This window comes from Yersinia antarctica (assembly GCF_056636475.1).
On record NZ_JBSJQF010000001.1, the window covers coordinates 1,471,911 to 1,496,818 of the forward strand.

Here is a 24,908-nt window from a genome sequence, read left to right on the forward strand (position 1 = left end):
CACTCGACCTTTCTTATTGGATAACGAGAGTAACGTGAATAAATCAGACTTTATTAAACGGATGATTGGCGTTCCGTGGGTTAACCGTGCCTACACGTTTGAGGAATGTGATTGCTGGGGATTAGTTGTCCTTTATTACAAGCACGTTATGAATATAGATATCCCTATTATTGATGACTATCTAAATAATTCTGAATTTGGTCAGTGCTTCTCAATTGTCATTAAGCGATGGGGGCTTACAAATTCAGCGGTAGATAATGGGATGGTTGTTGCCTATTACGGTAACCAGCCGGTTCACGTTGGCATTCTTATCGGTAATAGGGTGCTTCATAGTCGCGGTGAGTCAAGTGCTACACGACTTGACCGGCTGACTGTCTTTGAACGGGTTTATACTAAATTGGAGTTTTATCAATATGCCGAAAGTTAAAATTACGGCAATACCCGGCGTGCCTAACAAAACTATATCTGCGAATACTGGTGATAGCATTCAGTCAGTGATTGATAAAGTAAACCTATTCCATGATGCCTATTTTTTGCTGAACGGCGTGATCCTCGATGATGACTTTGATGTTTCATATCCGCTTGGTGAGCATGACGTATTAACCATCATTGACCAACCGAAAGGAGGACTTTTCAAGACGCTGTTAAACCCCTTGGAGCACTTCAACCCGATAAAGTTTACCAAGAAAATTCTTGGATTCTTAATTAAGACCCCATCAGCTTCATTTGCTGCTGATGTAAACTCAAAAACGTCAACTAACAACAGCATTAAGGCCCAAACGAATACCGCAAGAAATGGAGAGGCAAGGCCGGATAGTTTTGGATTAATAAGGTCATTCCCTGACCTTATTCAGTCCGGGCTTACTGAATATATCAGTAATGACCAGTACGTTACTCAATGGATGAACTTCGGATTAGGGAAATACACAATTTCATCTATCAGGTATTCAGAATCAAATATTGGTTCAATGCCTGGTTCGTCTTACCAAATTTACCAACCAGGTGAAACAATCCCACAAATCATTGAGCCGATACTTTTTGATGATGTTGATGGGCAGGAAATACCCGGTGCTAACGAATCATCAGATTTCCCAGCAGAAACAGCAACCACCAATACAATTGTTTCAGGCAGTATTGCAGGAAATGAAGCTGTAGTTAAGATCGTCAAGAATAGTGATTTTGATTACTTTTATGATTTAGAAAAGCCGCATGCTGTAACTGTGATTTTGAACGTAACTTATCCCACAGCATCAGGAAGTACAACAAGAAACGTGACATTAAGCGCTAACCTTACCGGGGCGCAGACAACCGATAATGGGGCTGTAATCTCTCCAATTTATTACTATGTTTTCACATTTTCAGGGTTAGGTGGTTCTGATTATGAACAGTTACCTGCGGCAACAGTAGTTAATACAACACTTTTCACAATAAATGATAATGAAGCGCTGATTGTTGGTCCGATGTATTCGGCAATAGCCTCATCACAGCTTTGGGTTAACTTAAAAGCTGACCTTGGTAATGATTCCTCTGCCAACGTAAATATCAATTGGGTTAAGTTAGATGATGATAATGTGCAAATCCCCGGCACTGAAGGTGCCATGCAATCAACACTATCAAATTCAACAGGCAAGAGCGATAGCATATACAAGACGGTTAAAATCACTCCTGCTGCCGGAATTGGTCGGTACGCAATTAAGTTTCAGCGACCAGATAACAGCTCAGATTCAAATAGATTAATAGTTGAATCAATCCAAGGGATAAACATCAGAAATAACGTTGTCTATCCAGAAGATACGATCATAACAATCAAAATACGGGGTACAAAAAACGCCACCCAATCCAGGCAGCTAAAATTCAATGCGATGATCTATCGCCACGTTATCTCTTATAACCGAACAACAAAAACTATTAATTATGTAGAGTCTGCGAGTCGCAGCTTTGCTGACATAGTTCTTCATAACTGGATAGTCGTAAGCGGTCAGGATCCATCATCAATTGATATAGATGGACTGTATGAGATATCTGATTCTCTATCGGATCCAAGGCTGGGCTATTTTGACTTCACATTTGATGATGAGGATGCATCGCTTGGTGAGCGCATAAAAATAATCTGCGATGCGGCTACGGTGACGGCCTATGGAAATAGTGGCGTCCTATCATTTACACGTGATGAGAAAAAGATTTACCCGGCGACAGTGTTCACCACATCGAACATGAAGCCAGATAACTATTCGCTTAGTTACGATATATCACTACCAGGGACTTATGACGGTGTTGTTGTTAAGTATCGGAACCCGACAACGAATAAACAAGACTTTGTTCGCATGAAGATAGTGGATGGTGTTGTCACGGAAGGTACCCCAGTCAAAGGGAAGCAGATTGATATATTGTATGTAAGGAATCGGTTTCAGGCTTTAGACAGGGCCAATAAGGAGGCGAGGCGGTTAATCTACTCAAGGATGTCGATGACAGCAACTGTGATGTCTGACGGCGAGTGGGTAAATCTTGGGGATATGGTTCAGGTTCCTGATATGTACGATGAGCTTCACCAGCAAGGTTATATCGTACAGCGCGAAGGTAATGATTTTGACACCAATGAAAGAATAGAATTTTCTTCAAGTCCATTATTCGTCGTAATAACAGATAGCATGGGATACCCAACAGGAAAGTATCTTGTGCATAAAAGAGAGGATACCGACTTTGGGTTTACTGCGGAAATTCCAGAAATAAGTTTGAATATATGGGATGGATATAAAACTCAATCATCTTCGAGATTTTTTATTGCTGCCGAGTCAGAAATTGAATTAACAAAATGGACAATAACAGATAAGACACCAAACACCGACGGGACGACATCCTTAACGCTAGCAGAGTATAGCGACAAGATACATGACTATGTAATCTCATAATTAATATCATTAACCAATAAGACCCAGCCAATGTGCTGGGTTTTTTTATGGAAAAAATATGACTACTACACCTACGCAAAATCCTGTGCCGAGCGAAGCTGCTGTTGATTTAAAGTTTAACGCCGGGAAGATAGACGAATTCGTTACCTCATTTGTACTTACATACACAGATAGACTTGGAAGAGATCATCTAACTATTGAGGGGATGAGGGACATTATTGAAAAGGCCATTAAAGCATTTGGCTTTATTACTATGGATTCGTTTGAAGACGGGGCCACGCTAGATAATTCAAGTCAAGTACTGCGCTGGGAAAGTAATGGTGAGTATTACCGTTGGGATGGGTCATTTCCTAAGGTTGTTCCTGCTGGGTCAACTCCTGCGACAACTGGCGGCATTGGGACTGGTGCTTGGGTCAGTGTCGGTGATGCAGCATTGCGAACTCAATTGATAAATACAGCAAGCGGCTATGGCGACGCTCTTATAGGTGTAAAGTCGACGTTACCCTTATCAGTTGGTAGAACGCAGCATGACAAAAATGAGGAGACGGTAAGCGTAAAGGACTTCGGGGCGGTAGGGGATGGCGTAACAAACGATACAACTTCTTTTATTAATGCTTTCGCGTCTGGCCGTAACGTATTAGTTCCTCAAGGTGGTAATTACCTTATTTCTCCAGGGGTATCTTTAAATGGCTATATGCTTCTTGATGGTAATTTAATAATCAATTCAACATGTAGTCTCAATACTGTCACTGTAGTTAGAAGTGGTAGGATTACTGTTAATTCTGGGTTTACATTAACATTGACCAATGAGTTACATTCACCGCGCTGGAAAATATTCTACGGTTCCGGGGCTGTCGTCGGACTTCGTTATGTAATGCCTGAGTGGTGGGGTGCACTTGGTGACAACACATTTGACTGCTCACCTGCATTAAACGCCGCCAGCGCGTGTGTTGCTGCAAGCGCAAGTGTCAAAGGGGTAAGGCCAAAAATAGAGCTTGGATCTGGTAAGTTTTTAATCTCCAGCACATGGACAATCCCTGCATCTGCAAATATCGGCATTGAGCTTGCTGGGCAGGGGATAATCTTCTCTGGAACAAGGATAGTAGCGGGAGCAACATTTACCGGGACCAGCGCTATCTCCCTGGTCGGTAGCACCGATTCCACGCAAGCAATTGTAGATATTTACTTGCATGACTTTGGACTGGAACCACAAACAAAGGGATCTGGCCCTACCTCTGGTCTAGCCATAGGCACAGCTACTGGTAAGCTAATCGGACTAAAAGAATCTGTGGTGTCCGATGTATTTATTTCAAACTTCACTCAAAGTCTGCATTTAACAAATATACGACAAATTAAATTTTCAAGGTTGGGTATTTGGAATGATGGAATGACAACGGCCAGTAACTGCATTCGAATTCAGGCTAATGGTGGATTCTGTGGTGATTTAAGTTTTGAAAACTGCCAACTTGTAAATAATCACTTAATTACCGATTCTCATTGTATTAGCTTCTACGTTGTTGCTACCTACAACCCAGCTACCGCCGCGAACCAGATTGCAGGGGTTAGGTTTACTGAGTGCGTCATATATCCAGCATATCAACAGGTGCATGGCTATGCCCTTAATGGTGGCTGGCTACAGGATTTGTTCTTCACTAACTGCCAGTGGGATGGCGATTCTAGTACCATCATGAGCTTTACATCTGGGGGGACTGGTACATCATTGATCAGTGATATTCAGGTTGTTAATAATTATATGTATGGTGGGAACATTAGCACTTCGATGTCACAAATAGAGTTCATCACCAGCGGGACGTGCAAGATGTATAACATCAGAGTCGATGAAAATACACTCGGGGCGGGTAAGGGGCGGGTTATAAATATAGCGGGTCCTAATATTACAGGAGTTCATATTAATGAAAACTACCTTATAAACTTTCAGAGCGCCAGCAATCCTGCAATTCAAATCGGTAACGGAGCATCAAGACTGCACATTTGTGGTAACTTAGCTGATACGAATGCGGGGCTATCATTCCCTTATCTTATTCAGTTAGACGCGGGAGTTAACCGTTTCGTCGTTACTGATAACTTAGCTTCCGGTGTGGCAGCCATGGCGACCATTAACGATCTTACATCTGGTGCAACTAAAGTCGTAGCTAATAACCTTTAACTCTCAAGGTAAAACAGTAGGCAAGGACGCCTTTTAGTGATTTTCTTATGTGTTTACTTCTCCGCGCGTCTCACAACTGGTACACTTTTGTTATCTTAAATCAATGATTCCGGTGAAATTGGTGAGCATAAGTAATTGGATAAATAGAAATAAAGTAAATATTACAGTGGCAATGTTATTCTCGCTGTCTTTCTTTTTGTTGATAAGGAATAGTGGATTATACCCTATAGTATTTGCTGATGAGTATTCATACAGCCATGCATCAAGAAATCTTCCTTTTGGACTATCTGCATTACCTAATCATTTGTTTTTCCTTGTCTATAGCTTCACTAGTGTGTGTGGTGATGGCTTCCTAGGTTGCGCAAGAATATTAAATGTTTTGTTCTTTATTGCAGCAAGTCCATTTATTTACCTATCAGGGAGGATTTATATAGGGAAAGGATTATCATTGCTGTTTATGCTGATAGTAATGTTTGGTCAATTCAATACATATACGGCGTATTTTATGCCGGAGTCTATGTACTTTCTTGGATTCTGGTTGTCAGTGTATATTACATTATTATCGATAAATAGTTTCGACAAAAAAGGTTTGTTTATAACTGCTTTTGCATGGGGGATATTATCATTAATAAAGCCTCACGCGCTATTTGTTATACCTGCGGTTGTAGTGTGTTATTTTTTTTGCGGTAATGCTATTAAAAATTATGGGGTGATAAAAAAAGGGTTTATAATTTTATCTATCCCAGCAATAGCTCTGTTAGTTAAGTTTTTTATTGGGTATCTAATATCGGGAATCAATGGCGTATCATTATTTGGAACATTTTATTCGCCTTATGCTGATTCTGCTGTAGTAGGCGGGCTATCTCATTACATCGAAATGGCTAAATTTACCATTAACAGCCTGAAAGGCAACCTTCTTCCAATTGCTGTACTTTACTCTATCCCTGTTTTAAATATACTTTATTTCTTAATTAACTTAGTAAGTAAAAATAAATATTACACCGAAGATAATAAAAATAAAGAACTATATATTTTTTCTATTTTTGTCGTGTTTTCTCTTGTTGTTGTAACGGCATTGTTTACTGCATCAATATCAAAGATAGAACCGCCAAATCATTTACATGTTAGATATTATGCATTCGCACTTCCATTGCTAATGCTTATAGCATTTAAATCATCAATTAATAGTTATTCTTCTGGCTTTTCTAAGCTAAGGCTTGTATTTTCCATCTTGTTATCAATTGCAATTATTTACAGTTTAAGGAATGGGTTTAATCCTTATGAGTTTCATAACTCAACTGCACCAGAGTTATTTGGCATAGTTAACTCTGGGGTTATGTTTAAATTTATCCTATACATTCTTTTATTTAATGTATTTGTGTGGCCTTTTTCTGTAAGGAATGCTTCAAGATTATATGCATTCTTAATACTTCCTCTTATTGCATGTGTTGTAATTTATGAAACAAATAAAGAAATAATTAGTCACGTAGAATCTGATGTGTATGACAGATCGGCTTTGTTTGTAAATTCATATCTTGATAAAAAAGAGAAAGAGGACCTATCAATAGTTGGTACTGATAGCCATATGGGCGGTCTGTATAGAACTTTGTTCCATATTGACATGCGAGCATCAGGAAATGGTATCTATGGAATTACTGAGTCTCAGTCATTTTCAGTTAAAGATCTGACCAAAAATGAAAAGTGGGTTCTTCTAATAGGGGATCACAAGATGGAGGGTAACGTGTTATCAACCATAAAAGCTGATGGTTTTGAATTGGTGAAAGTGAGGGAGTAAATTGAATCGGGCATAGATGCCCATGAGGTGTGGTATTTATAGGTCAAAACGGAGTGGTAAGTTATTGATTAATATGTCGCGTAATGTCTAATAATGTCCTGAAATGTCGCATATATATTAAGCAATAAATCACGTTACCAATTGATTATTATGATTTTTATTGGTTTAAGGGGCGCTTTACCTTGCAAAGGTTCCCCCTCGGGTGATTTCTGTCCATACCCTTCGTCCTTGAAGTTGCTGGGGTGTTAGCTGCACTTTCTCACCCGAATCACTTACCTGTAGTTGACCCTACATAAATAAGCTTATCGGGATTCGTGCGCTGGCTGGCTACCTGCAACGTCAAGTTCTTTGGGTATTAACGTTCTTCCGTATTGTTTGCAGGAGTTCCCACGAACAGTTACCGGTATGAACAGTTAGAATGTAACGGTTTTTCAGCGAATACCTGAAATTTAGCGGCGGAGTATAACATGGGTGAATGCGTCGCGATATAAACCCTCAGTTCCTCAACCGCGATATAAACCTTGTAACTCAATATATCGCTGGACAGCACGCGGCAGTAGGTCATCGCAGCTCTCACCATTATGACGCCGATGACGAATATCGGTAGCTGAAATATTCAATAAAGGTGTATCAGCCAGATAGATTAACCCTTGTGGTTGCAGGTTTAATGCTTGCGGATCCAAGACCCGTCGCTCATCAAGCCATTGTTGTAACTCAGGTGTTTCCAGCGTTTGTGAGTAACCAGGGCGGGCGCAAACCAGCAAATGGCACACATCCAATATCGATTGCCAGCGATGCCATTTATGCAGCGATAATAATGAATCCTGCCCAATGATAAACGCTAACGGCAGTTCAGCACCACGTTCTTTACGCAGTGATTCCAGGGTATCAATGGTGAATGAGGGGGTATCGCGCAATAACTCCCGCGAGTCGACGCTGAACAGCGGGTTACCGGCTACCGCCAGTTCCACCATTTTCAGCCGTTGCTGTGCATTGGCCTCGGGTTGTGGGCGGTGAGGTGGGACATTATTGGGTAATAAAATAATATGTTGCAGACCCACTTGTTGAGCCAATGCTTCAACCGGCGTCAAGTGGCCGTAATGAATGGGGTCAAAGGTACCGCCGAACAGGGCATGTAGGGCGCGAGTCGGGGATTTATTGGGCATCAAAAAAGCTCTCAGGTAATATTTTGCCACACATCAGCATAGATAGCGTTTCTAATTCAGGCCAGATTGACTGACCATAATCCTGTTTCAAGCGAACTTCTATCTGTGCCAGCAAATGAACGGCTTGTTGCAATTGTGGCAGCGAAAGGCGTTGCAGAGCCTGCGTCATCATGGGCCGGCGATTTTGCCACACTTTTAACTGATCAAATAGCGTACGCAGTGGCACCTGATCCATGCGGCGCTTCAACGTTAGCAGCAAGAGCAGTTCTCGCTGTAAGGTGCGCAGCAAAATAACCGGTTCACTCTCTTCCTGCTGCAATTGTTGCAGGATATGCCAGGCGCGTTTGCTCTTCCCAGCTATTAGGGCATCGAGCCAGTGGTAAGGGGTGAAATGCGCGGCATCGTTGACCGCTTGCTCAACTTTAGGCAGCGTCAGTTTACCGTCAGGGTAGAGCAACGATAACCGTTCCAAAGCTTGTGATAGCGCCAGCAGATTGCCTTCGTAGCAGTAACAAAGCAGTTGAATGGCGGGGTCATCGACCTCCAGATTCAGGCTTTTAGCCCGTGTACTGACCCAACGTGGCAGTTGTGCCTGCTCCGGCGTTTGGCAACTGACAAATACGCCATTGCTACCGAGTGCTTTAAACCAGGCACTGTTTTCTTGTGCTTTGGTTAGTTTATTTGCGCGCAAAATCAATAAAATATCTGAATGTAACAGGCCCGATAACTTAACCAATTGTTCGTTCATTGGTGCCGTTAAACCACTGTCAGGGAAGCTCAGCGTCAATGTCTGGCGGCTGGCAAATAGACTGAGTGCCTGACAAAGACTAAAGATATTGTCCCACTCGGTATGAGTATCCAGCGCAAAACTGAAATGTTCGGTGAAATCATGCTCTATTGCTACCCGACGAATGTGGTCCTGACTTTCTTGTAACAGCAATGGCTCATTGCCGCATAACAGATAGCAAGCGCGCAGCCCCTCATGGAGCTGCGCGACAAGTTGTTCAGGATAGACTCGGATCATTGGGCCGGGGTACTGACTGCGGGTTTGCCAATATTGATTTCTTTAGTTTCTGCCATCTTGGCGGCGCCTGTTGCTGTATTATTGCCAACCGGCTTGTCACCATTTTCTTGCGCATTTTTGACTTCTGCAGCATGTACGGTCAGAAGCTGACGTACTAACTGCTGAGCGGCTTGTTCACGCATTTCCTGACGGAGAACCTGAGCTTCAGCATCTTTGGCGAGCGCTGTTAACGGGTTATCGAAGAATGTGCGGAAGATATTAACCCGTAATGGGTAAATATCATGGCCCGGTATCAATACCTGCGCCTGCACATGCAACACTAACTGATACTCCGCCGTTACCCCGTTGCGGAAGATTGACACGGTATCCTGATTTTCTGATGAACCAAGGATCCGCAAGGCGGGTAAGTCTTTACGCATCGGGTCATCAACAATGGTGACATTGCTTAAACGCAACTGTTGACGTACAGCTCGGGTTAACGGGCCATAAGGGTCACTACTTTCCAGCAACAGTTTTTGCAGTTCAGGTGGCACCTGAGTGGTGCCTCGCAGATTAAAGCCACAGCCAGCGGTGACCAGCACCGCTAACCCCAGCAACAATGTCAGAATACGATGTCGCACAACTCCTCCTTGTCTTAACCTACAACCAGGTTAAGCAGTTTGCCAGGGACGTAGATTACTTTACGCACAGTAACCCCATCCAGGTATTTAGCCACCAGGTGCTCTTGACCAGCGCGTTCGCGAACTTGCTGTTCAGTGGCATCGGCAGGCACAGTAATTCTGCCACGCACTTTACCATTAACCTGTACGACTACTAATTTAGAGTCTTCGACCATCGCCTGTTCATCAGCAATTGGCCATGGTGCGGTATCGATATCACCTTCACCACCCAGAGCTTGCCACAAACTGAAGCAAACGTGCGGGGTGAATGGATAAAGCATACGTACCACTGCCAGTAATGCTTCTTGCAGCAGAGCACGATCTTGCTCAGTTTCCTGAGGTGCACGGCCCAGCTTGTTCATCAACTCCATCACCGCAGCGATGGCGGTGTTGAAGGTTTGACGGCGGCCCACGTCATCAGTGACTTTGGCAATCGTTTTGTGCAGATCACGACGCAGTGATTTTTGCTCTTCCGTCAGGCTGGCAATATCCAGCGGCGCAGTTGCACCTTTGGCAGTGCTTTCAAACACCAGACGCCAGACACGTTTTAAGAAGCGGTTAGCCCCTTCAACGCCAGACTCCTGCCATTCCAACGTCATTTCTGCCGGCGATGCAAACATCATAAACAGGCGCACAGTATCGGCACCGTATTTTTCTACCATAACTTGCGGGTCGATACCGTTGTTTTTCGATTTCGACATTTTGCTCATACCGGCATACACCAGTTCATGGCCTTGCGCGTCGGTCGCTTTAACAATCCGCCCTTTCTCATCACGCTCGACAATAGCATCAGCCGGTGAAACCCAGATACGTTCACCGCTGGTACCGGTGTAGTAGAAGGCGTCAGCCAATACCATGCCTTGGCACAACAGACGTTTGGCTGGTTCGTCGGAGTTCACCAGACCGGCATCACGCAGTAGTTTGTGGAAGAAACGGAAGTACATCAGGTGCATGATGGCGTGTTCAATACCGCCTACATACTGATCAACGGGCAGCCAGTAGTTGGCGGCGGCAGGGTCCAGCATGCCCTCGTCAAATTGTGGGCAGGTGTAGCGTGCGTAATACCAAGATGATTCCATAAAGGTATCGAAAGTATCAGTTTCACGCAGGCCCGGCATCCCGTTAACGGTGGTTTTCGCCCACTCAGGATTAGCCTTGATCGGGCTGGTAATACCGTCCATTACAACATCTTCTGGCAGGATAACCGGCAGTTGGTCTTCTGGTGTTGGCACGACGGTGCCATCTTCCAATGTCACCATTGGGATAGGCGCACCCCAATAACGCTGACGTGATACACCCCAATCGCGCAGGCGATAATTCACTTTACGCTGGCCAACACCGAGAGCCACCAGTTTGTCAGCAATGGCATTAAAGCCCGCTTCATAATCCAGACCGTCGAACTCGCCGGAGTTGAACAGGGTGCCTTTTTCGGTCATGGCTTCCTGACTCAAATCAGGCTCGCTACCGTCAGCGGCTAAAATAACTGGCTTGATTGGCAGGTGGTATTTGGTGGCAAATTCCCAGTCACGGGCATCGTGGCCTGGAACCGCCATTACCGCGCCGGTACCGTAATCCATCAAGACAAAGTTAGCGGCCCAGATAGCCAGCTTCTCACCTGTCAGTGGATGGATGGCGTATAGGCCGGTCGCCATGCCTTTTTTCTCCATCGTTGCCATTTCAGCTTCGGCAACTTTGGTATTGCGACATTCAGCCACAAAATCAGCTAGCGCCGGGTTGGTGGCAGCCGCTTGCAGTGACAATGGGTGACCGGCAGCAACCGCCACATAGGTCACACCCATAAAGGTGTCTGGGCGGGTGGTATAAACTGACAGTTTTTCTTCGCTATCTTGCACGTCGAAAACGATATCAACCCCTTCGGAGCGGCCAATCCAGTTGCGTTGCATGGTTTTCACCTGCTCTGGCCAGCTTTCCAGCGTGTCCAGATCATTAAGCAACTGATCAGCGTAATCGGTGATTTTAATAAACCACTGCGGGATCTCTTTGCGTTCAACCTTGGTATCACAACGCCAACAGCAGCCGTCGATTACCTGTTCGTTGGCTAACACGGTCATATCTTGTGGACACCAGTTAACCGCAGAGGTCTTTTTGTAGACCATGCCTTTTTCATACAACTTGGTGAAGAACCACTGTTCCCAACGGTAATAGTCAGGTTTACAGGTGGCAATCTCGCGATCCCAGTCGTAACCGAAGCCCAGTAGTTTCAACTGGTTCTTCATATATTCGATGTTGTCGTAAGTCCATGGGGCCGGTGCGGTGTTATTTTTAACTGCTGCACCTTCTGCCGGCAGGCCAAACGCATCCCAGCCAATCGGCTGTAGGACGTTCTTGCCCAGCATACGTTGGTAGCGTGAGATAACATCACCAATGGTGTAGTTACGAACGTGCCCCATATGTAGGCGTCCTGAAGGGTATGGCAGCATAGATAGGCAGTAATATTTTTCTTTGCTGGTATCTTCAGTGACTTTAAATGTTTGCTTCTCTTGCCAGTGAAGCTGTACTTGCGTTTCGATATCTTCTGGGCGGTATTGCTCTTGCATGGCGGCCAGTGGTCCTATAGTGAAAAACAGCTACGCCTGTAGCATCATCTGTTTCATATCATAAAGAGAGATCCGCATAGCATAGCTGATAAGCGGCAGGCGCAACAACACTCAGCATCCCGCAGAACGGTTTTTCTGCGCGGTGAATGGCAGAAATCATCAAAGTGGGGGAGTAACAACCTTATGATGACGTGACTTCAGTCATTTACGGCTAAAATAATAAACGTTAGCTTTAATATCAGAGTAAGTACCAGCAGACAGCAGCAGCGGGGCAACCATAAGCAGGCGAGAGATTGGCTCTATCACTATTTTCTTTGTAACAACCTTTGCTGTATCACAATCGCGGATCGAGGAGACAGTATGAACAAGGTAGCTCAATATTATCGTGAGTTGGTGGCATCACTGACAGAACGCTTGAAAAATGGTGAACGTGATATCGATAAGCTGGTGGAAAGCGCCGAGCAGCGGTTAGACGCAGTAGAAGAGTTGAGCCGGAGTGAGGTTGAGCAAATCATTCAGGCGGTGCGCCGCGATCTGGAGGAGTTTGCCCGTAGTTATGAAGAGAGTAAGGACGAATTCACTGATAGTGTATTTATGCGGGTGATTAAAGAGAGCCTGTGGCAGGAGCTGGCGGATATCACTGATAAAACACAGCTAGAGTGGCGTGAAGTGTTTAAAGATGTCAGCCACCATGGGGTGTATCACAGTGGTGAGGTGGTTGGATTAGGGAATCTGGTGTGTGAAAAGTGCCACCATCGCCTGGCTTTCTATACCCCTGAAGTGTTGCCGCTCTGCCCTAAGTGTGGGCATGACCAATTTAACCGCCGGCCATTCCAGCCCTAACATTAATTTGGGCTAAAAAGAGACACTCCGCAGTGGCGGAGTGTCATTCGATTATTCGCTGTAGCGGGCAACCCGTTCAACCAGCAAATCAATAAATCCTTTCCTGTCGATACCCATCAACACTTCTGCATTAGGCACATTATCTGTGAGCTGGTAATAATCGACCACCGTCATGCCTTGGGTGTATTCACCACGCGTTTCGATGCCGACCCAGCGTTCAATGCTAGTGAATAACTCGGGGGCCAATAACCAGGCAATGGTGCAAGGGTCATGTAGCGGGGCACCTTGAAAACCCCAGCGTTCCTGGCGGTGATACAGCATGAAGAAGTCCAGTAAGCCTGCTACCACGTCGGCGACCGGATTATTCAACTGACGAATGCGATCGATATCTTCATCCATTACTTGTGCCTGATGGGTCACATCCAACCCGGCCATAGTAAGCGGAATACCTGATTTAAATACCCGATCAGCGGCCTCAGGGTCGACAAAAATATTAAATTCAGCAGCGGCGGTCCAGTTTCCTAGCATCACGGCCCCCCCCATGATGACTATACGCTCTATTTTGGCCGTCAGAGCGCCATGACCGGCCAGCAGCAAGGCAATGTTAGTCAATGGGCCTGTAGCCACAAGGGTCACCGGATGAGGGCTGGCACGAAATATTCTCGCCATTAGCTCCACCGCATTGTCAGTTTGCGGGGCAAAATCTGGATCCGGTAATGAGGGGCCATCTAACCCGCTTTCACCGTGAACATTGTCGGCAATAATCAATTCGCGCAGTAATGGTTTGAGTGCGCCGCCTGCCACCGGGATATCCTGACGCTTGAGCAGTGTCAGAATGCGCAGGGCATTACGCAAAGTTTTGTCGGGAGTTTGGTTACCGGCACAAGTGGTAACCGCTGCTACGTTGAGTTCGGGGGAGGCCAACGCCAGAATCAATGCAATAGCATCGTCATGGCCGGGATCGCAATCAATGATAATAGAGCGGGGCATCACTTTTCCTCTTGTTAGTCACAGTGTTAATCAGAGGATGCGCACAAAAAAACGGATAAGCAATCACGCAGGGCGTAAAAAGAGAACAGACGCAAATTTCCTCCCCTACGGGCGCAGGGGAGGTGGTGTGATTAATGCAGGATTTTTGCCAGGAAATCTTTGGCGCGATCTGATTTAGGATTATTAAAGAAATCATCTTTGTTGCTGTCTTCGACGATTTTCCCTTCATCCATAAAAATAACGCGGTTAGCCACTTTGCGGGCGAAGCCCATTTCGTGGGTAACTACCATCATGGTCATCCCTTCCAATGCCAGTTTGACCATCACATCCAACACTTCGTTGATCATTTCCGGGTCAAGTGCGGAGGTGGGTTCATCAAACAGCATGGCAATGGGGTCCATGCAGAGTGCGCGGGCAATTGCCACGCGCTGCTGCTGGCCACCCGATAACTGAGAAGGAAATTTATCTGCATGGGTAGAAAGGCCCACGCGATCTAACAGTTTCAACCCCTTTTCACGTGCTTCTGCTTTATCACGTTTGAGTACTTTGATTTGCGCCAGCGTCAGATTTTCAATGATAGACAGGTGTGGGAACAGCTCGAAATGTTGGAACACCATGCCCACTTTGGAACGCAGTTGGGCCAGATTAGTGCCTTTATCATTCACACCAATACCATTAACTGTAATGCTGCCTTTTTGAATAGGTTCCAGCCCATTAACAGTTTTGATTAAGGTTGATTTGCCTGAGCCTGAAGGACCACAGACCACCACAACCTCACCTTTTTTAACTTCGGTGGTGCAGTCAGCCAGCACCTGAAAGTGGCCGTACCACTTAGAAACATTTTTCAGGGAAATCATCAAACAGTCCTTTTCTTCAAATAGTTAACCAGCATCGACGCGGCAATACTGATAACGAAATAAACCAAACCGGCAAACAGCACCATTTCGACCTGAGTACCGTCCCGTTCGCCAATGGTGGTGGCGGTGCGGAAGAAATCGGCCAGGCTAAGGACATACACCAGTGAAGTATCCTGAAATAACACTATCCCCTGAGTTAACAGCAGCGGCACCATTGCGCGGAAAGCCTGGGGCAGGATAACCAGCCGCATTGACTGCCCATGGGTCATGCCCAATGCCAACGCAGCAGAGGATTGCCCACGGGAAATACTCATGATCCCGGCGCGGATAATTTCTGAGTAATAGGCCGCTTCAAACAGCGAAAAGGCTACCATGGCTGAGATTAACCGAATATCAGTTTTTGGTGATAAGCCCAGCACATTTTGTAATAAGCTCGGGACAACCAAATAAAACCACAGCAGCACCATCACCAACGGAATAGAGCGGAACACGTTGACATAGGCAGTTGCAAACCAACTGATGGCTTTAATCGGCGACAAGCGCATGACTGCCAGAACCGTCCCCCAGATAATGCCAAATACGATAGCGGTAATGGTTATCTTGGCGGTGACCACTAACCCTTGCAGCAGATAGGGCATGCTGGGGGCGATAGAACTCCAATCAAATTCGTACATTATTTACTCCCCAGATTGCCGGGTAACTGCACTTTCTTTTCAACTAATCGCATCAACAGCATGATCACGGCGTTGATCAGTACATAACCAAGAGTGATGGCGGTGAAGGACTCATAGGCGTGAGCTGAATAATCCAGCAATTTACCGGCTTGAGCGGCCATATCGACTAATCCGATTGTTGAAGCAATGGCGGAGTTTTTTACCAGGTTGAGCATTTCTGAGGTCATCGGGGGAATGATCACCCGATAAGCATTGGGCAGTAACACATAGCGATAGGTTTGTGGCAGGGTCAACCCCATAGCCAAACCCGCTGCTTTCTGGCCTCGAGGCAGTGACTGAATCCCGGCACGGACTTGTTCACAAACACGTGCTGCGGTAAATAAGCCAAGGCAAAGCATCGATGAAAGAAAGAACTGTATGTTCGGGTCAAGTTCACTTTTAAACCACATGCCAATATCAACTGGCAACAGTTCAGGTACCACCAGATACCAGGTAAAGAATTGCACAATCAAGGGTACGTTACGAAACAGCTCAACGTAGCAGGTCCCAATCCCTGACAGGATTCGATTGGGCACGGTTCTTAAAATACCAAACAGTGAACCGACAAAGAACGCGATCACCCAGGCGCACAGTGACAAAGCGACGGTGACTTGAAAGCCGGACCAGATCCAGCCGAGGTAGGTGGTATTGCCGAAGGGGGCAGGTTGCAAGAAGATGCCCCAGTTCCAGTCTATTGACATAACAAACTCCCTTAAAAGGATGGATAAGCCACCCTGATGACTGATGATTTAATGCGTAGCGACCTTGAGGACTCACAAAAAAATGCGGAGTGGGGAACGGCCACCCCGCATCCTGTCTTTACCCTGCATCTTTCAAATTGCAGATGTGTTGGCTGCCCTCGTTCACCTGAATCACTTATTTGTATAAGCTCATCAGGATTATGAACCTCATCAGAGGCTCACCCTACGGGCCAGCGCAAGCGCTGTTCAAAATGGTTTACAACCAATTTGTCTCTTGCTTGCCGTCTTCCTGCACTCTGAAATCTATTGGGTATCTCCTATCGGCCCATCATCAATCGAATCGGGCAGGTAACCACCCGCCCTGATTTATTATTGTTAGTTCAATGCTTTATCGTTAGGTGCTTTGAACAGCGCCTTCATTTCATCAGACAGTGAGAAATTCAGGTTAAGATTTTTAGGTGGAATTGGGTTTTTGAACCAGCGATCGAATGATTTTTCAGCTACACCAGAAGTTTGTGCACTGGCAATGGTTTCATCCAATAAGGCTTTAAAGGCCGGATCATTTTTGCGCAACATACAGCCGTAAGCTTCCTGAGACTGCGGAGTACCGACGATATCCCATTGGTCTGGTTTCTTGGCTTTGGCTCGCTCACCGGCTAGCAGAGCATCATCCATCATAAAGGCCACTGCGCGGCCACTTTCCAAGGTGCGGAAAGAGTCACCGTGGTCTTTGGCGCTGATGATGCGCATATCCATTTTGTCTTTTTCATTTAGCTTATTCAGCAGGACTTCAGATGTCGTACCTGAAGTTACAACCACTGCTTTACCGGCCAAATCTTTGAAATCTTTAACTTCAGACCCTTTTTTGGTCAGTAAACGGGTACCGACGACAAAAATGGTATTACTGAACGCCGCTTGTTGCTGACGCTCCAGATTATTGGTGGTGGAACCACACTCAAAGTCAAAGGTGCCGTTTTGCAGTAGTGGAATACGATTCTGTGAGGTGATTGGGATCAGTTTGACCTGTAAGTCTGGAGCATTAAGTTTTTTCTTAACTGCATCAATGATCAGATTAGAATAATCTTGTGCGTAACCAACAACTTTCTGCTGATTATCGTAATAAGAGAAGGGAACGGAAGATTCACGGTGACCCACTACGATAACGCCGCTGTCTTTAATCTTTTTCAGAGTATCAGCCTGGGCTTCAGCTTTCGCTGCGGGTTGTGCTGCCGCTTCTTCTGCTTGGGCTACGCCACTTGCCATCCCAGCTAACAGTAGCGCTAACGCCAATTTACGCATATGCATGGTCCAACTCCTTTGCTGTTGTTTTATTACTTGATGTTGTGATGCTAAAAATACGTTGTTGCTAAATCTCGTCAGGCGAGAAATCGTTTTGTTTCGTTTCAGCGGTACAACCACCGATGTTTTGTTGGCCAGTACGTGGTTTTCGCTGTTACTTGTATCAGATTATCTTTAAAAAATAGCCAAATGTTATGCGAATGATGAATAAATGTTTGTTTTTTGGGATGCAAATCGCACCAAATAGAGGCAATAAAACAGCAATGCACTTCTATGGTGCGGGATATGCCCTATAAACGAGCGTGTAAATAATCCTGATCCCGCATTTGAAACGCTGTGTTCCCTACTTGTTGCGGTAATCCCCGACAACGGCTAAAAGATTGGCGGGCATTGGCAGAGAGTTAACACATAATGGTTAGAAACAATGCAAGGTCTGTGCCAGTCGCGGCGAAGAGATGAGGATAATAGCTCTACAATTGAGAGCTATAGAATACCCACGGGGAGTTGTGGGTATTAATCAGCCGCCAAACAGCGGCTTTACTGCCAGTTAGCCTAATTGCTGGTTGTTGATAGCCACGTGGGCCTTAAACACATCCAATGCTGTCGGAATGGTCTCTTTTGCAGCGTGTTTTTCTGGGCTCCACAGCTTGGCAAAGGTAATCGCGCGGCCACAATGAATAAACACTTCATCAACCTCGATCACTAACACACTGCGGGCGGGGTGGCCATTTTGGCTAAAGCGCTCACACAGTTCAGGATCGACCGAAATCTTAGCCCGGCCATTCACCCGAAAACCTTCGTCCCAGTTGGGGATCAGGAACAAGATACCGATAGCGGGGTTATGCAGCAGGTTGCGGATACCATCCAGGCGGTTGTTCCCCGGGCGGTCTGGTAGCATCAGGGTTTTACTGTCCTGTACATGGATAAAACCCGGTTCCCCACCTTTGGGTGAGCAGTCGATACCATTGGCGCCGAGGGTACCCAGTACGGCGAAGGGGGCTGCCGCGATGAGTTTTTTAGCATAATCATCAATGTGATCTATCTGTTTCTTCAACACGGTTTCAAAGGGGGCGGCGTAGTGCTCGCTGAGTTGTGCTTCGCTGGTGAGGATAAATTCAGGCTTCAGTGACATAAGGCTCTCAAGATTAACGGGCATGCAGATAACATGCCCACATATTATGTTATTTGTTATCAGAACGACTACGGATCGCGCGGTACAGCGTGAGGGCGCCAAGCACCAGCGTGATAATCCACATCGGCCATGAACCCAAACGGGCATAGGGGGTGACGCCCGTTGTTGGTGTAACTTTGGCCTCTAACACCTGTTGGGTAAATTGCGGGATCTGGGCGAGCACTTCACCGCTCGGGCCAACCACCGCAGTGATACCGTTATTGGTACTGCGCAGCAGAGGGCGACCCAATTCAAGCGCGCGCATCCGTGCCATCTGGAAATGTTGCCATGGTCCAATTGAGTGGCCGAACCAGGCATCATTCGAGACGGTCAGCAGGAAATTGGTATCAGGATTGAAATTATCCCGTACCTGCTGGCCTAACACGATTTCATAACAAATAGCCGCAGTCAGGTTATATCCTGCCACCTTGAGCGATGGTTGCACATAACTGCCACGGCTGAACGTTGACATCGGTAGGTCAAACAGCGGTGCCAGCGGACGCAGTAAGGATTCTAGCGGCACAAATTCACCAAATGGGACCAGATGGTGTTTGCTGTAACGGTTTCGGCTCGGATATTGATACGGTTCTTTATCGCCTAAGACGATGACGCTATTAAAGAAATGATACCCCTGACCTTCAGGCCGACGCTGGGCATCGACAATCCCCGTGATCAAGCTGCTATGATTGGCTCGCATCAGATCATCAACCATTGTCAGGAAGCCGGTTTGATCGGTTTCAATATCAGGAATGGCAGATTCCGGCCAGATGATGATCGGCGCTTTGCCCATAAACGGGCGAGTTTCATCCAGATAGACTTGCAGGGTCGAAAGCAGGACTTTAGGGTCCCACTTCATGGACTGAGCAATGTTACCTTGCACCATGGCGATATTGACAGCGCGCTCCGGCTCTGGCGTGAACCAATGCACTTGGCGCAGTGGCCATGGTAACAATAACAGTGCCATCGCCACTATTGCCGCAGTCACCCGGCGCTGATAGCAGGCGTAGACCAGTAATCCACTGATTGCCATCAGTACAAAGGTGATGCCATCAACCCCGAGTATTGGGGCAATCCCACGCAGCGGGCCATTAATCTGGCTGTAGCCAAATTGCAGCCACGGGAAGCCGGTCAACACCCAGCCGCGCAAGAATTCCGTCAGTTGCCATACAACCGGGGCGGCAATCGCTAGCCGCCACCATGTCGCTTTTGGGCTGAGACGCGCTAACACACCGGCAAATAGCAGGGTGTAGAGCGATAGGTAGGCCGCCAGTAGTACCACCAGGAAAATATTGATTGCCGTTGGCATTCCGCCGAACTCGGAAATACTGACATAGACCCAGTTAATACCGCTACCGAATAGCCCCATTCCCCAACAAAAGCCAATAAAGGCGGACTGCCGGGTATTACGGTTCAGGGTTAGACTGAGTAAGCCAAACAGTGAAACAATGGCTGCGGGCCAGTAATCAAACGGTGAATAGGCCAGCGTACCGCAGGCACCAAAAAATAGCGCCAGTAGGGCGCGAACCCACTGGCGTTGAAGATATGAAGCAATAGGCATCAAGGATTTATTCTTCCAGTTTGGGTTGCGGAGCATCATCCGGGATTTTTACATGAACCTGAATGATACGTCGGCTATCCGCCATGGCAACTTTAAATAAGTAACCTTCAATTTCAATGGTTTCACCCCGGGCAGGTAAATGGCCAAATGCCTGCATTACCAAGCCACCAATGGTGTCAACCTCATCGTCGCTGAAATGGGTATTGAACACTTCATTGAAATCTTCAATTTGCGTCAGCGCACGAATAGTATAGGTATGCTTGCTGAGTTGACGCACATCTCTGTCTTCTTCATCGTCATACTCATCTTCTATTTCGCCAACGATCAGCTCAAGAATATCTTCAATGGTCACCAGCCCTGACACGCCACCAAACTCATCAATGACAATAGCCATATGGTAGCGCTGGGAACGGAACTCCTTCAGCATCCGATCGACACGCTTACTTTCTGGCACTACAACCGCCGTCCGTAACACTTTATCAATACTGAATGGCTCGGAGTCGGTGCGCATAAACGGCAACAAATCCTTGGCCATCAGGATACCTTCGATGTGATCTTTATCTTCGCTAATCACCGGAAAGCGGGAGTGAGCAGATTCAATAATCACATCCAAACACTCATCCAGCGTTTGGTTACGCTTTAATGTGACCATTTGAGAACGGGGGATCATGATGTCCCGCACGCGCTGCTCGGCAATATCCATCACGCCTTCCAGCATGTCACGGGTATCGGGATCGATCAGATCGTTTTGTTCAGAATCACGGATAAGCTCTACCAAATCACCACGGTTTTTAGGTTCACCGTGAAATAACTGGTTAAGGATAAGAGTAAAGAACCCTTTCTTGGGACTGGGGCTATCGTTGTTTTGTGAGTGGTCGTCGCTCATGGCGTTTTAGTTAAGTTTACTCATGTTATACCCTTGTATCTGATGCCGTAGGGGCTAGCGAGGTTTGCTTGCCGCCTACCTGCAATTCCAATGACGTTGGGTAAAGATTATATTTTATCGGTAGCAGTAGACTCACACCGCCGACAGTTTTCCCCGACTAACAGGGCATTATAACACCCGATATGATGGGTTTATTCGGGGTCTTTCTCCGAAATATACGGATCTGGATAACCCAGACTTTGCATAATTTCAGTTTCGATTGACTCCATTTCTTCTGCTTCATCGTCCACGATGTGGTCATACCCTAGCAGATGGAGACTGCCGTGAACAACCATATGCGCCCAATGAGCTAATAGTGCTTTTTCTTGCTCGATAGCTTCTTGTTCAACCACCTGACGGCAAATGATTAAATCACCCAATAGTGGCAGTTCAATTTCAGGTGGGGCCTCAAAAGGAAAAGACAAGACATTGGTCGGTTTATCTTTACCGCGATAGGTTAGATTCAGCTCATGGCTTTCAGCTTCATCAACCAACCGAATGGTCACTTCTGCTACGTCTTGAAACTGCGGTAATACTGCCTCCAACCAACGCTGAAAGTCAGCTTCGGCAGGTAAACCCTGGCTATCGGCGCAGGCAATTTGTAAATCGAGTATAACTTGGCTCACGGAGCCTCCTGCTCAGACGGGGTATGGTTTTCCCGCTTACGTTGTTCGGCAATAGTCTCTTTGCGTTTTTGTTCCGCCGCTTCCCAGGCCTCATAGGCAATAACCACACGGGCCACCACGGGGTGACGCACCACATCTTCGCTATGGAAGAAGTTAAAGCTCAGCTCTTCTACCTCAGACAGCACTTCAATGGCATGACTTAAGCCAGATTTTTGGTGGCGCGGTAAGTCGGTTTGCGTCACATCACCGGTAATAACTGCCTTGGAGTTAAAGCCCATACGGGTGAGAAACATCTTCATCTGTTCGATGGTGGTGTTCTGGCTCTCATCCAGAATGATAAAGGCATCATTGAGTGTCCGGCCCCGCATATATGCCAGCGGAGCCACTTCAATCACGTTACGTTCGATCAATTTTTCAACGCGCTCAAAGCCAAGCATTTCAAACAGTGCATCATAAAGTGGGCGCAGGTATGGATCGACTTTCTGACTCAGGTCCCCGGGCAGGAAACCCAATTTTTCGCCCGCTTCAACGGCCGGGCGGGTCAGTAAGATACGGCGCACATTCTGGCGCTCCAGAGCATCAACTGCCGCGGCTACCGCCAGATAGGTTTTACCGGTCCCGGCAGGACCAATCCCAAAGGTAATATCGTGATCAAGAATATTGGCGATGTATTGCGCCTGATTGGGGGTACGCGGTTTAACCATGCCGCGCTTGGTACGGATATTCACGGCTTTTCCGTAATCGGGTACGCTCTGTGCCGTTTGCTCCAATACATGACTCTCTTTCACCGCAAGGTGGATATCTTCTGGGGATATCTCTGGGGTAACACCCCGAATGGGGGCGGTGTCAACATACAGATGGCGCAGGATATCTGCCGCTGCAACAACGCAGATATTCTTACCGACTAACTTGAAACGGTTGTCTCGGCGATTAATTTCAATACCTAACCGGCGCTCCAACTGCTTGATGTTGTCATCAAAAGGGCCGCACAGACTCAACAAACGCTGATTGTCGGTGGGCTCTAGCAAGATTTCTTGTGTCACTACGTGCAAACTATTTCTCTGAGTCACTGTGTTCCTCTGGATATATCATTCACGGATATTATTTGTCTGATACCCGATTATACCTTTCGTATTGGAAATGGCCTTGGGCATATAACGTCAATCATACATGTCATTTAAGAATTATTCATGGTGCATGGTGCTGACGCAAGTTTACTTATCAATCCGTGCTTTCACGCTCTATTCAAGTAGCGACCCTCTGGAGGTGCAACTTAAACAGTCCGAATCTGCGCAGCAGCCCACTAAAATAAAACAGGCACTGACAATGCAGCGCCTGCTAATGCGAGTCAACTCGAACAACTATGGTCAGGGTTGATACTGCCCCACGCCAATTTCATTTTCTTTTCGGGTCCGCGCAATGACCGATTGTGGCGATTCATGAACCCGTAGCGCCATCTGGTCTTCGGTGCGCTGCAAAATACCGCGCAGTGAACTGGCATAAACGTCTACAATTTCGACATCAACGAATTTGCCAATCATCTCTGGTGTACCTTCAAAATTCACCACCCGGTTATTTTCGGTACGCCCGGCCAGCTCCATCGCACTTTTGCGGGAGGGGCCTTCTACCAGAATACGTTGCACACTACCAACCATCTCGCGGCTGATTTCCATGGCCTGCTGAGTGATACGCTGTTGCAAAATATGCAGTCGCTGTTTTTTCTCCTCTTCACTGACATCGTCTGGTAGCTCTGCCGCGGGTGTGCCAGGGCGTGGAGAGTAAATAAAGCTGTAACTGGTATCGAAATGAATCTCCGCGACCAGCTTGATGGTTTGTGCAAAATCCTGCTGAGTTTCACCAGGGAAACCGATAATAAAATCGGAACTTATCTGGATATCTGGCCGCGCCTGCCGCAGTTTGCGGATGATAGCTTTGTACTCCAGTGCGGTGTGGGCGCGTTTCATCATGGTTAAAATTCGGTCGGAACCACTTTGCACTGGCAGATGCAGAAAACTCACCAGTTCTGGCGTATCGCGATAAACATCGATGATATCGTCGGTAAACTCAATCGGATGGCTGGTGGTAAAGCGAATGCGATCGATACCGTCAATGGCGGCAACCAGCCGCAATAACTCGGCAAAACTACAGATATCGCCGTCATAGGTGGCACCGCGATAGGCATTGACATTCTGGCCGAGCAGATTCACTTCCCGCACCCCTTGGGACGCTAACTGTGCAATTTCAAACAGAATATCGTCACTTGGGCGGCTGATCTCTTCGCCACGAGTGTAAGGCACCACGCAGAAGGTACAATATTTATTGCATCCTTCCATGATAGAAACGAACGCGGTCGGGCCTTCAGCACGCGGCTCTGGCAGCCGATCAAACTTTTCAATCTCAGGGAAGCTGATATCTACCACCGGACTGTGCGTGCCTTGGACGTGGTTAATCATTTCTGGCAGGCGATGCAGGGTTTGCGGCCCGAAAATGACATCAACACAGGGCGCGCGTTGGCGCAGATGTTCGCCTTCCTGTGATGCTACACATCCACCGACACCAATAATCAGATTGGGATTCTTTTCTTTCAGGAGCTTCCAATGGCCCAGCAGGCTGAATACTTTTTCTTGTGCTTTTTCGCGAATTGAACAGGTATTCAGTAGCAGTAAATCGGCTTCTTCCGGGATCTCAGTCAACTGGTAGCCATGGGTGCTGGCCAGCAAATCTGCCATTTTAGATGAATCATATTCATTCATCTGGCAGCCCCAGGTTTTAATATGCAGTTTTTTCGTCATGGCTTATCTACCATCAAAAATTCATCATAAATGTCACATCGCGCGGTGCGGTGATCCATGTGTTCGCCAGGCGCAAAGGCTCACTAGTTGCGGGGTATTGTAGTCATTTGCAGTTGCGATGACCACCGCAGTTCGGCTTAGTTATTCTGTGGGGT

At 46.6% G+C, this 24,908-nt stretch carries 20 protein-coding genes; 5 read left to right on the top strand and 15 right to left on the bottom strand.

Going from position 1 to position 24,908, the window contains the following annotated elements:
* Positions 1-34: 34 nt before the first annotated feature.
* The 4 genes from ACWJJO_RS06810 (at position 35) to ACWJJO_RS06825 (ending at position 6,871) form a co-directional block, all read left to right on the top strand.
* Positions 35-427: an NlpC/P60 family protein gene (locus tag ACWJJO_RS06810; protein ID WP_145546727.1), complete on the top strand. Its 393-nt coding sequence runs from the start codon at positions 35-37 to the stop codon at positions 425-427.
* A complete protein-coding gene (locus tag ACWJJO_RS06815; protein ID WP_481090847.1) occupies positions 414-2,909 on the top strand; it encodes a host specificity factor TipJ family phage tail protein in 2,496 nt (831 codons plus the stop codon). The genes ACWJJO_RS06810 and ACWJJO_RS06815 overlap by 14 nt, the downstream gene beginning before the upstream one ends.
* Before the next feature lie 58 nt (positions 2,910-2,967).
* Positions 2,968-5,076, top strand: coding sequence for a tail fiber/spike domain-containing protein (locus tag ACWJJO_RS06820; RefSeq protein ID WP_481090848.1), 2,109 nt, complete (start codon positions 2,968-2,970; stop codon positions 5,074-5,076).
* Positions 5,077-5,197: 121 nt separating this feature from the next.
* Positions 5,198-6,871 (top strand): ArnT family glycosyltransferase, encoded by a 1,674-nt coding sequence (locus ACWJJO_RS06825; protein ID WP_481090849.1) that lies wholly within the window; start codon positions 5,198-5,200, stop codon positions 6,869-6,871.
* A gap of 503 nt (positions 6,872-7,374) precedes the next feature.
* Here ACWJJO_RS06825 and nadD read toward each other — a convergent pair.
* The 4 genes from nadD to leuS are packed head-to-tail and all read right to left on the bottom strand — an operon-like array spanning position 7,375 to position 12,278.
* On the bottom strand, positions 7,375-8,037 hold the full coding sequence (gene nadD, locus ACWJJO_RS06830) for a nicotinate-nucleotide adenylyltransferase (RefSeq protein ID WP_083159671.1): 663 nt from the start codon (positions 8,035-8,037) through the stop codon (positions 7,375-7,377).
* Complete coding sequence (gene holA, locus ACWJJO_RS06835; protein WP_372568855.1) at positions 8,027-9,061, bottom strand: DNA polymerase III subunit delta; 1,035 nt, start codon at positions 9,059-9,061, stop codon at positions 8,027-8,029. Before holA ends, nadD begins: the two co-directional genes overlap by 11 nt.
* Positions 9,058-9,681, bottom strand: coding sequence for an LPS assembly lipoprotein LptE (gene lptE, locus ACWJJO_RS06840; RefSeq protein ID WP_083159667.1), 624 nt, complete (start codon positions 9,679-9,681; stop codon positions 9,058-9,060). Before lptE ends, holA begins: the two co-directional genes overlap by 4 nt.
* A 14-nt stretch (positions 9,682-9,695) precedes the next feature.
* Positions 9,696-12,278, bottom strand: coding sequence for a leucine--tRNA ligase (gene leuS / locus ACWJJO_RS06845; protein WP_083159665.1), 2,583 nt, complete (start codon positions 12,276-12,278; stop codon positions 9,696-9,698).
* Positions 12,279-12,638: 360 nt separating this feature from the next.
* On the opposite strand from leuS, the gene ACWJJO_RS06850 reads away from it, so the two are divergent.
* Complete coding sequence (locus ACWJJO_RS06850; RefSeq protein ID WP_083159663.1) at positions 12,639-13,121, top strand: zinc ribbon-containing protein; 483 nt, start codon at positions 12,639-12,641, stop codon at positions 13,119-13,121.
* A 51-nt stretch (positions 13,122-13,172) separates the two neighbouring features.
* Here the strand turns inward: ACWJJO_RS06850 and rihA are convergent, their stop codons facing one another.
* The 11 genes from rihA to miaB form a co-directional block, all read right to left on the bottom strand.
* The gene (rihA, locus tag ACWJJO_RS06855; RefSeq protein WP_481090850.1) at positions 13,173-14,111 is read right to left on the bottom strand and encodes a pyrimidine-specific ribonucleoside hydrolase RihA; all 939 of its coding nucleotides are present in this window, start codon (positions 14,109-14,111) and stop codon (positions 13,173-13,175) included.
* Between the two features lie 131 nt (positions 14,112-14,242).
* Complete coding sequence (locus ACWJJO_RS06860) at positions 14,243-14,968, bottom strand: amino acid ABC transporter ATP-binding protein (protein WP_025377565.1); 726 nt, start codon at positions 14,966-14,968, stop codon at positions 14,243-14,245.
* Positions 14,968-15,642: a glutamate/aspartate ABC transporter permease GltK gene (gltK, locus tag ACWJJO_RS06865; protein ID WP_032905734.1), complete on the bottom strand. Its 675-nt coding sequence runs from the start codon at positions 15,640-15,642 to the stop codon at positions 14,968-14,970. Before gltK ends, ACWJJO_RS06860 begins: the two co-directional genes overlap by 1 nt.
* Entirely contained in the window at positions 15,642-16,382 is a 741-nt protein-coding gene (locus ACWJJO_RS06870; RefSeq protein WP_005182751.1) for an amino acid ABC transporter permease, read from the bottom strand. The genes gltK and ACWJJO_RS06870 overlap by 1 nt, the downstream gene beginning before the upstream one ends.
* A 375-nt stretch (positions 16,383-16,757) precedes the next feature.
* Complete coding sequence (locus tag ACWJJO_RS06875; RefSeq protein WP_083159659.1) at positions 16,758-17,687, bottom strand: amino acid ABC transporter substrate-binding protein; 930 nt, start codon at positions 17,685-17,687, stop codon at positions 16,758-16,760.
* Positions 17,688-18,228: 541 nt separating this feature from the next.
* A complete protein-coding gene (locus tag ACWJJO_RS06880; RefSeq protein ID WP_372568856.1) occupies positions 18,229-18,813 on the bottom strand; it encodes an MSMEG_1061 family FMN-dependent PPOX-type flavoprotein in 585 nt (194 codons plus the stop codon).
* Between the two features lie 49 nt (positions 18,814-18,862).
* Positions 18,863-20,410 carry an apolipoprotein N-acyltransferase gene (gene lnt, locus ACWJJO_RS06885; protein ID WP_083159655.1) on the bottom strand — a complete coding sequence of 516 codons (1,548 nt, stop codon included), beginning with the start codon at positions 20,408-20,410 and terminating at the stop codon, positions 18,863-18,865.
* Positions 20,411-20,417: 7 nt separating this feature from the next.
* The gene (gene corC, locus ACWJJO_RS06890) at positions 20,418-21,296 is read right to left on the bottom strand and encodes a CNNM family magnesium/cobalt transport protein CorC (RefSeq protein WP_083159653.1); all 879 of its coding nucleotides are present in this window, start codon (positions 21,294-21,296) and stop codon (positions 20,418-20,420) included.
* 191 nt (positions 21,297-21,487) lie between these two features.
* Positions 21,488-21,961, bottom strand: coding sequence for an rRNA maturation RNase YbeY (ybeY, locus tag ACWJJO_RS06895; protein ID WP_083159651.1), 474 nt, complete (start codon positions 21,959-21,961; stop codon positions 21,488-21,490).
* Positions 21,958-23,031 carry a PhoH family protein gene (locus ACWJJO_RS06900; protein ID WP_193784699.1) on the bottom strand — a complete coding sequence of 358 codons (1,074 nt, stop codon included), beginning with the start codon at positions 23,029-23,031 and terminating at the stop codon, positions 21,958-21,960. The genes ybeY and ACWJJO_RS06900 overlap by 4 nt, the downstream gene beginning before the upstream one ends.
* A 297-nt stretch (positions 23,032-23,328) precedes the next feature.
* Positions 23,329-24,753 carry a tRNA (N6-isopentenyl adenosine(37)-C2)-methylthiotransferase MiaB gene (gene miaB, locus ACWJJO_RS06905; RefSeq protein ID WP_083159649.1) on the bottom strand — a complete coding sequence of 475 codons (1,425 nt, stop codon included), beginning with the start codon at positions 24,751-24,753 and terminating at the stop codon, positions 23,329-23,331.
* Positions 24,754-24,908: the final 155 nt, after the last annotated feature.

Excerpts from the sequence above, each read along its gene's own strand:
- ACWJJO_RS06815 (WP_481090847.1), top strand. The coding sequence starts at position 414 with ATGCCGAAAGTTAAAATTACGGCAATACCCGGCGTGCCTAACAAAACT.
- ACWJJO_RS06820 (WP_481090848.1), top strand. The coding sequence starts at position 2,968 with ATGACTACTACACCTACGCAAAATCCTGTGCCGAGCGAAGCTGCTGTT.
- nadD (WP_083159671.1), bottom strand. The coding sequence starts at position 8,037 with ATGCCCAATAAATCCCCGACTCGCGCCCTACATGCCCTGTTCGGCGGT.
- holA (WP_372568855.1), bottom strand. The coding sequence starts at position 9,061 with ATGATCCGAGTCTATCCTGAACAACTTGTCGCGCAGCTCCATGAGGGG.
- leuS (WP_083159665.1), bottom strand. The coding sequence starts at position 12,278 with ATGCAAGAGCAATACCGCCCAGAAGATATCGAAACGCAAGTACAGCTT.
- ACWJJO_RS06850 (WP_083159663.1), top strand. The coding sequence starts at position 12,639 with ATGAACAAGGTAGCTCAATATTATCGTGAGTTGGTGGCATCACTGACA.
- rihA (WP_481090850.1), bottom strand. The coding sequence starts at position 14,111 with ATGCCCCGCTCTATTATCATTGATTGCGATCCCGGCCATGACGATGCT.
- ACWJJO_RS06860 (WP_025377565.1), bottom strand. The coding sequence starts at position 14,968 with ATGATTTCCCTGAAAAATGTTTCTAAGTGGTACGGCCACTTTCAGGTG.
- gltK (WP_032905734.1), bottom strand. The coding sequence starts at position 15,642 with ATGTACGAATTTGATTGGAGTTCTATCGCCCCCAGCATGCCCTATCTG.
- ACWJJO_RS06870 (WP_005182751.1), bottom strand. The coding sequence starts at position 16,382 with ATGTCAATAGACTGGAACTGGGGCATCTTCTTGCAACCTGCCCCCTTC.
- ACWJJO_RS06875 (WP_083159659.1), bottom strand. The coding sequence starts at position 17,687 with ATGCATATGCGTAAATTGGCGTTAGCGCTACTGTTAGCTGGGATGGCA.
- ACWJJO_RS06880 (WP_372568856.1), bottom strand. The coding sequence starts at position 18,813 with ATGTCACTGAAGCCTGAATTTATCCTCACCAGCGAAGCACAACTCAGC.
- lnt (WP_083159655.1), bottom strand. The coding sequence starts at position 20,410 with ATGCCTATTGCTTCATATCTTCAACGCCAGTGGGTTCGCGCCCTACTG.
- corC (WP_083159653.1), bottom strand. The coding sequence starts at position 21,296 with ATGAGCGACGACCACTCACAAAACAACGATAGCCCCAGTCCCAAGAAA.
- miaB (WP_083159649.1), bottom strand. The coding sequence starts at position 24,753 with ATGACGAAAAAACTGCATATTAAAACCTGGGGCTGCCAGATGAATGAA.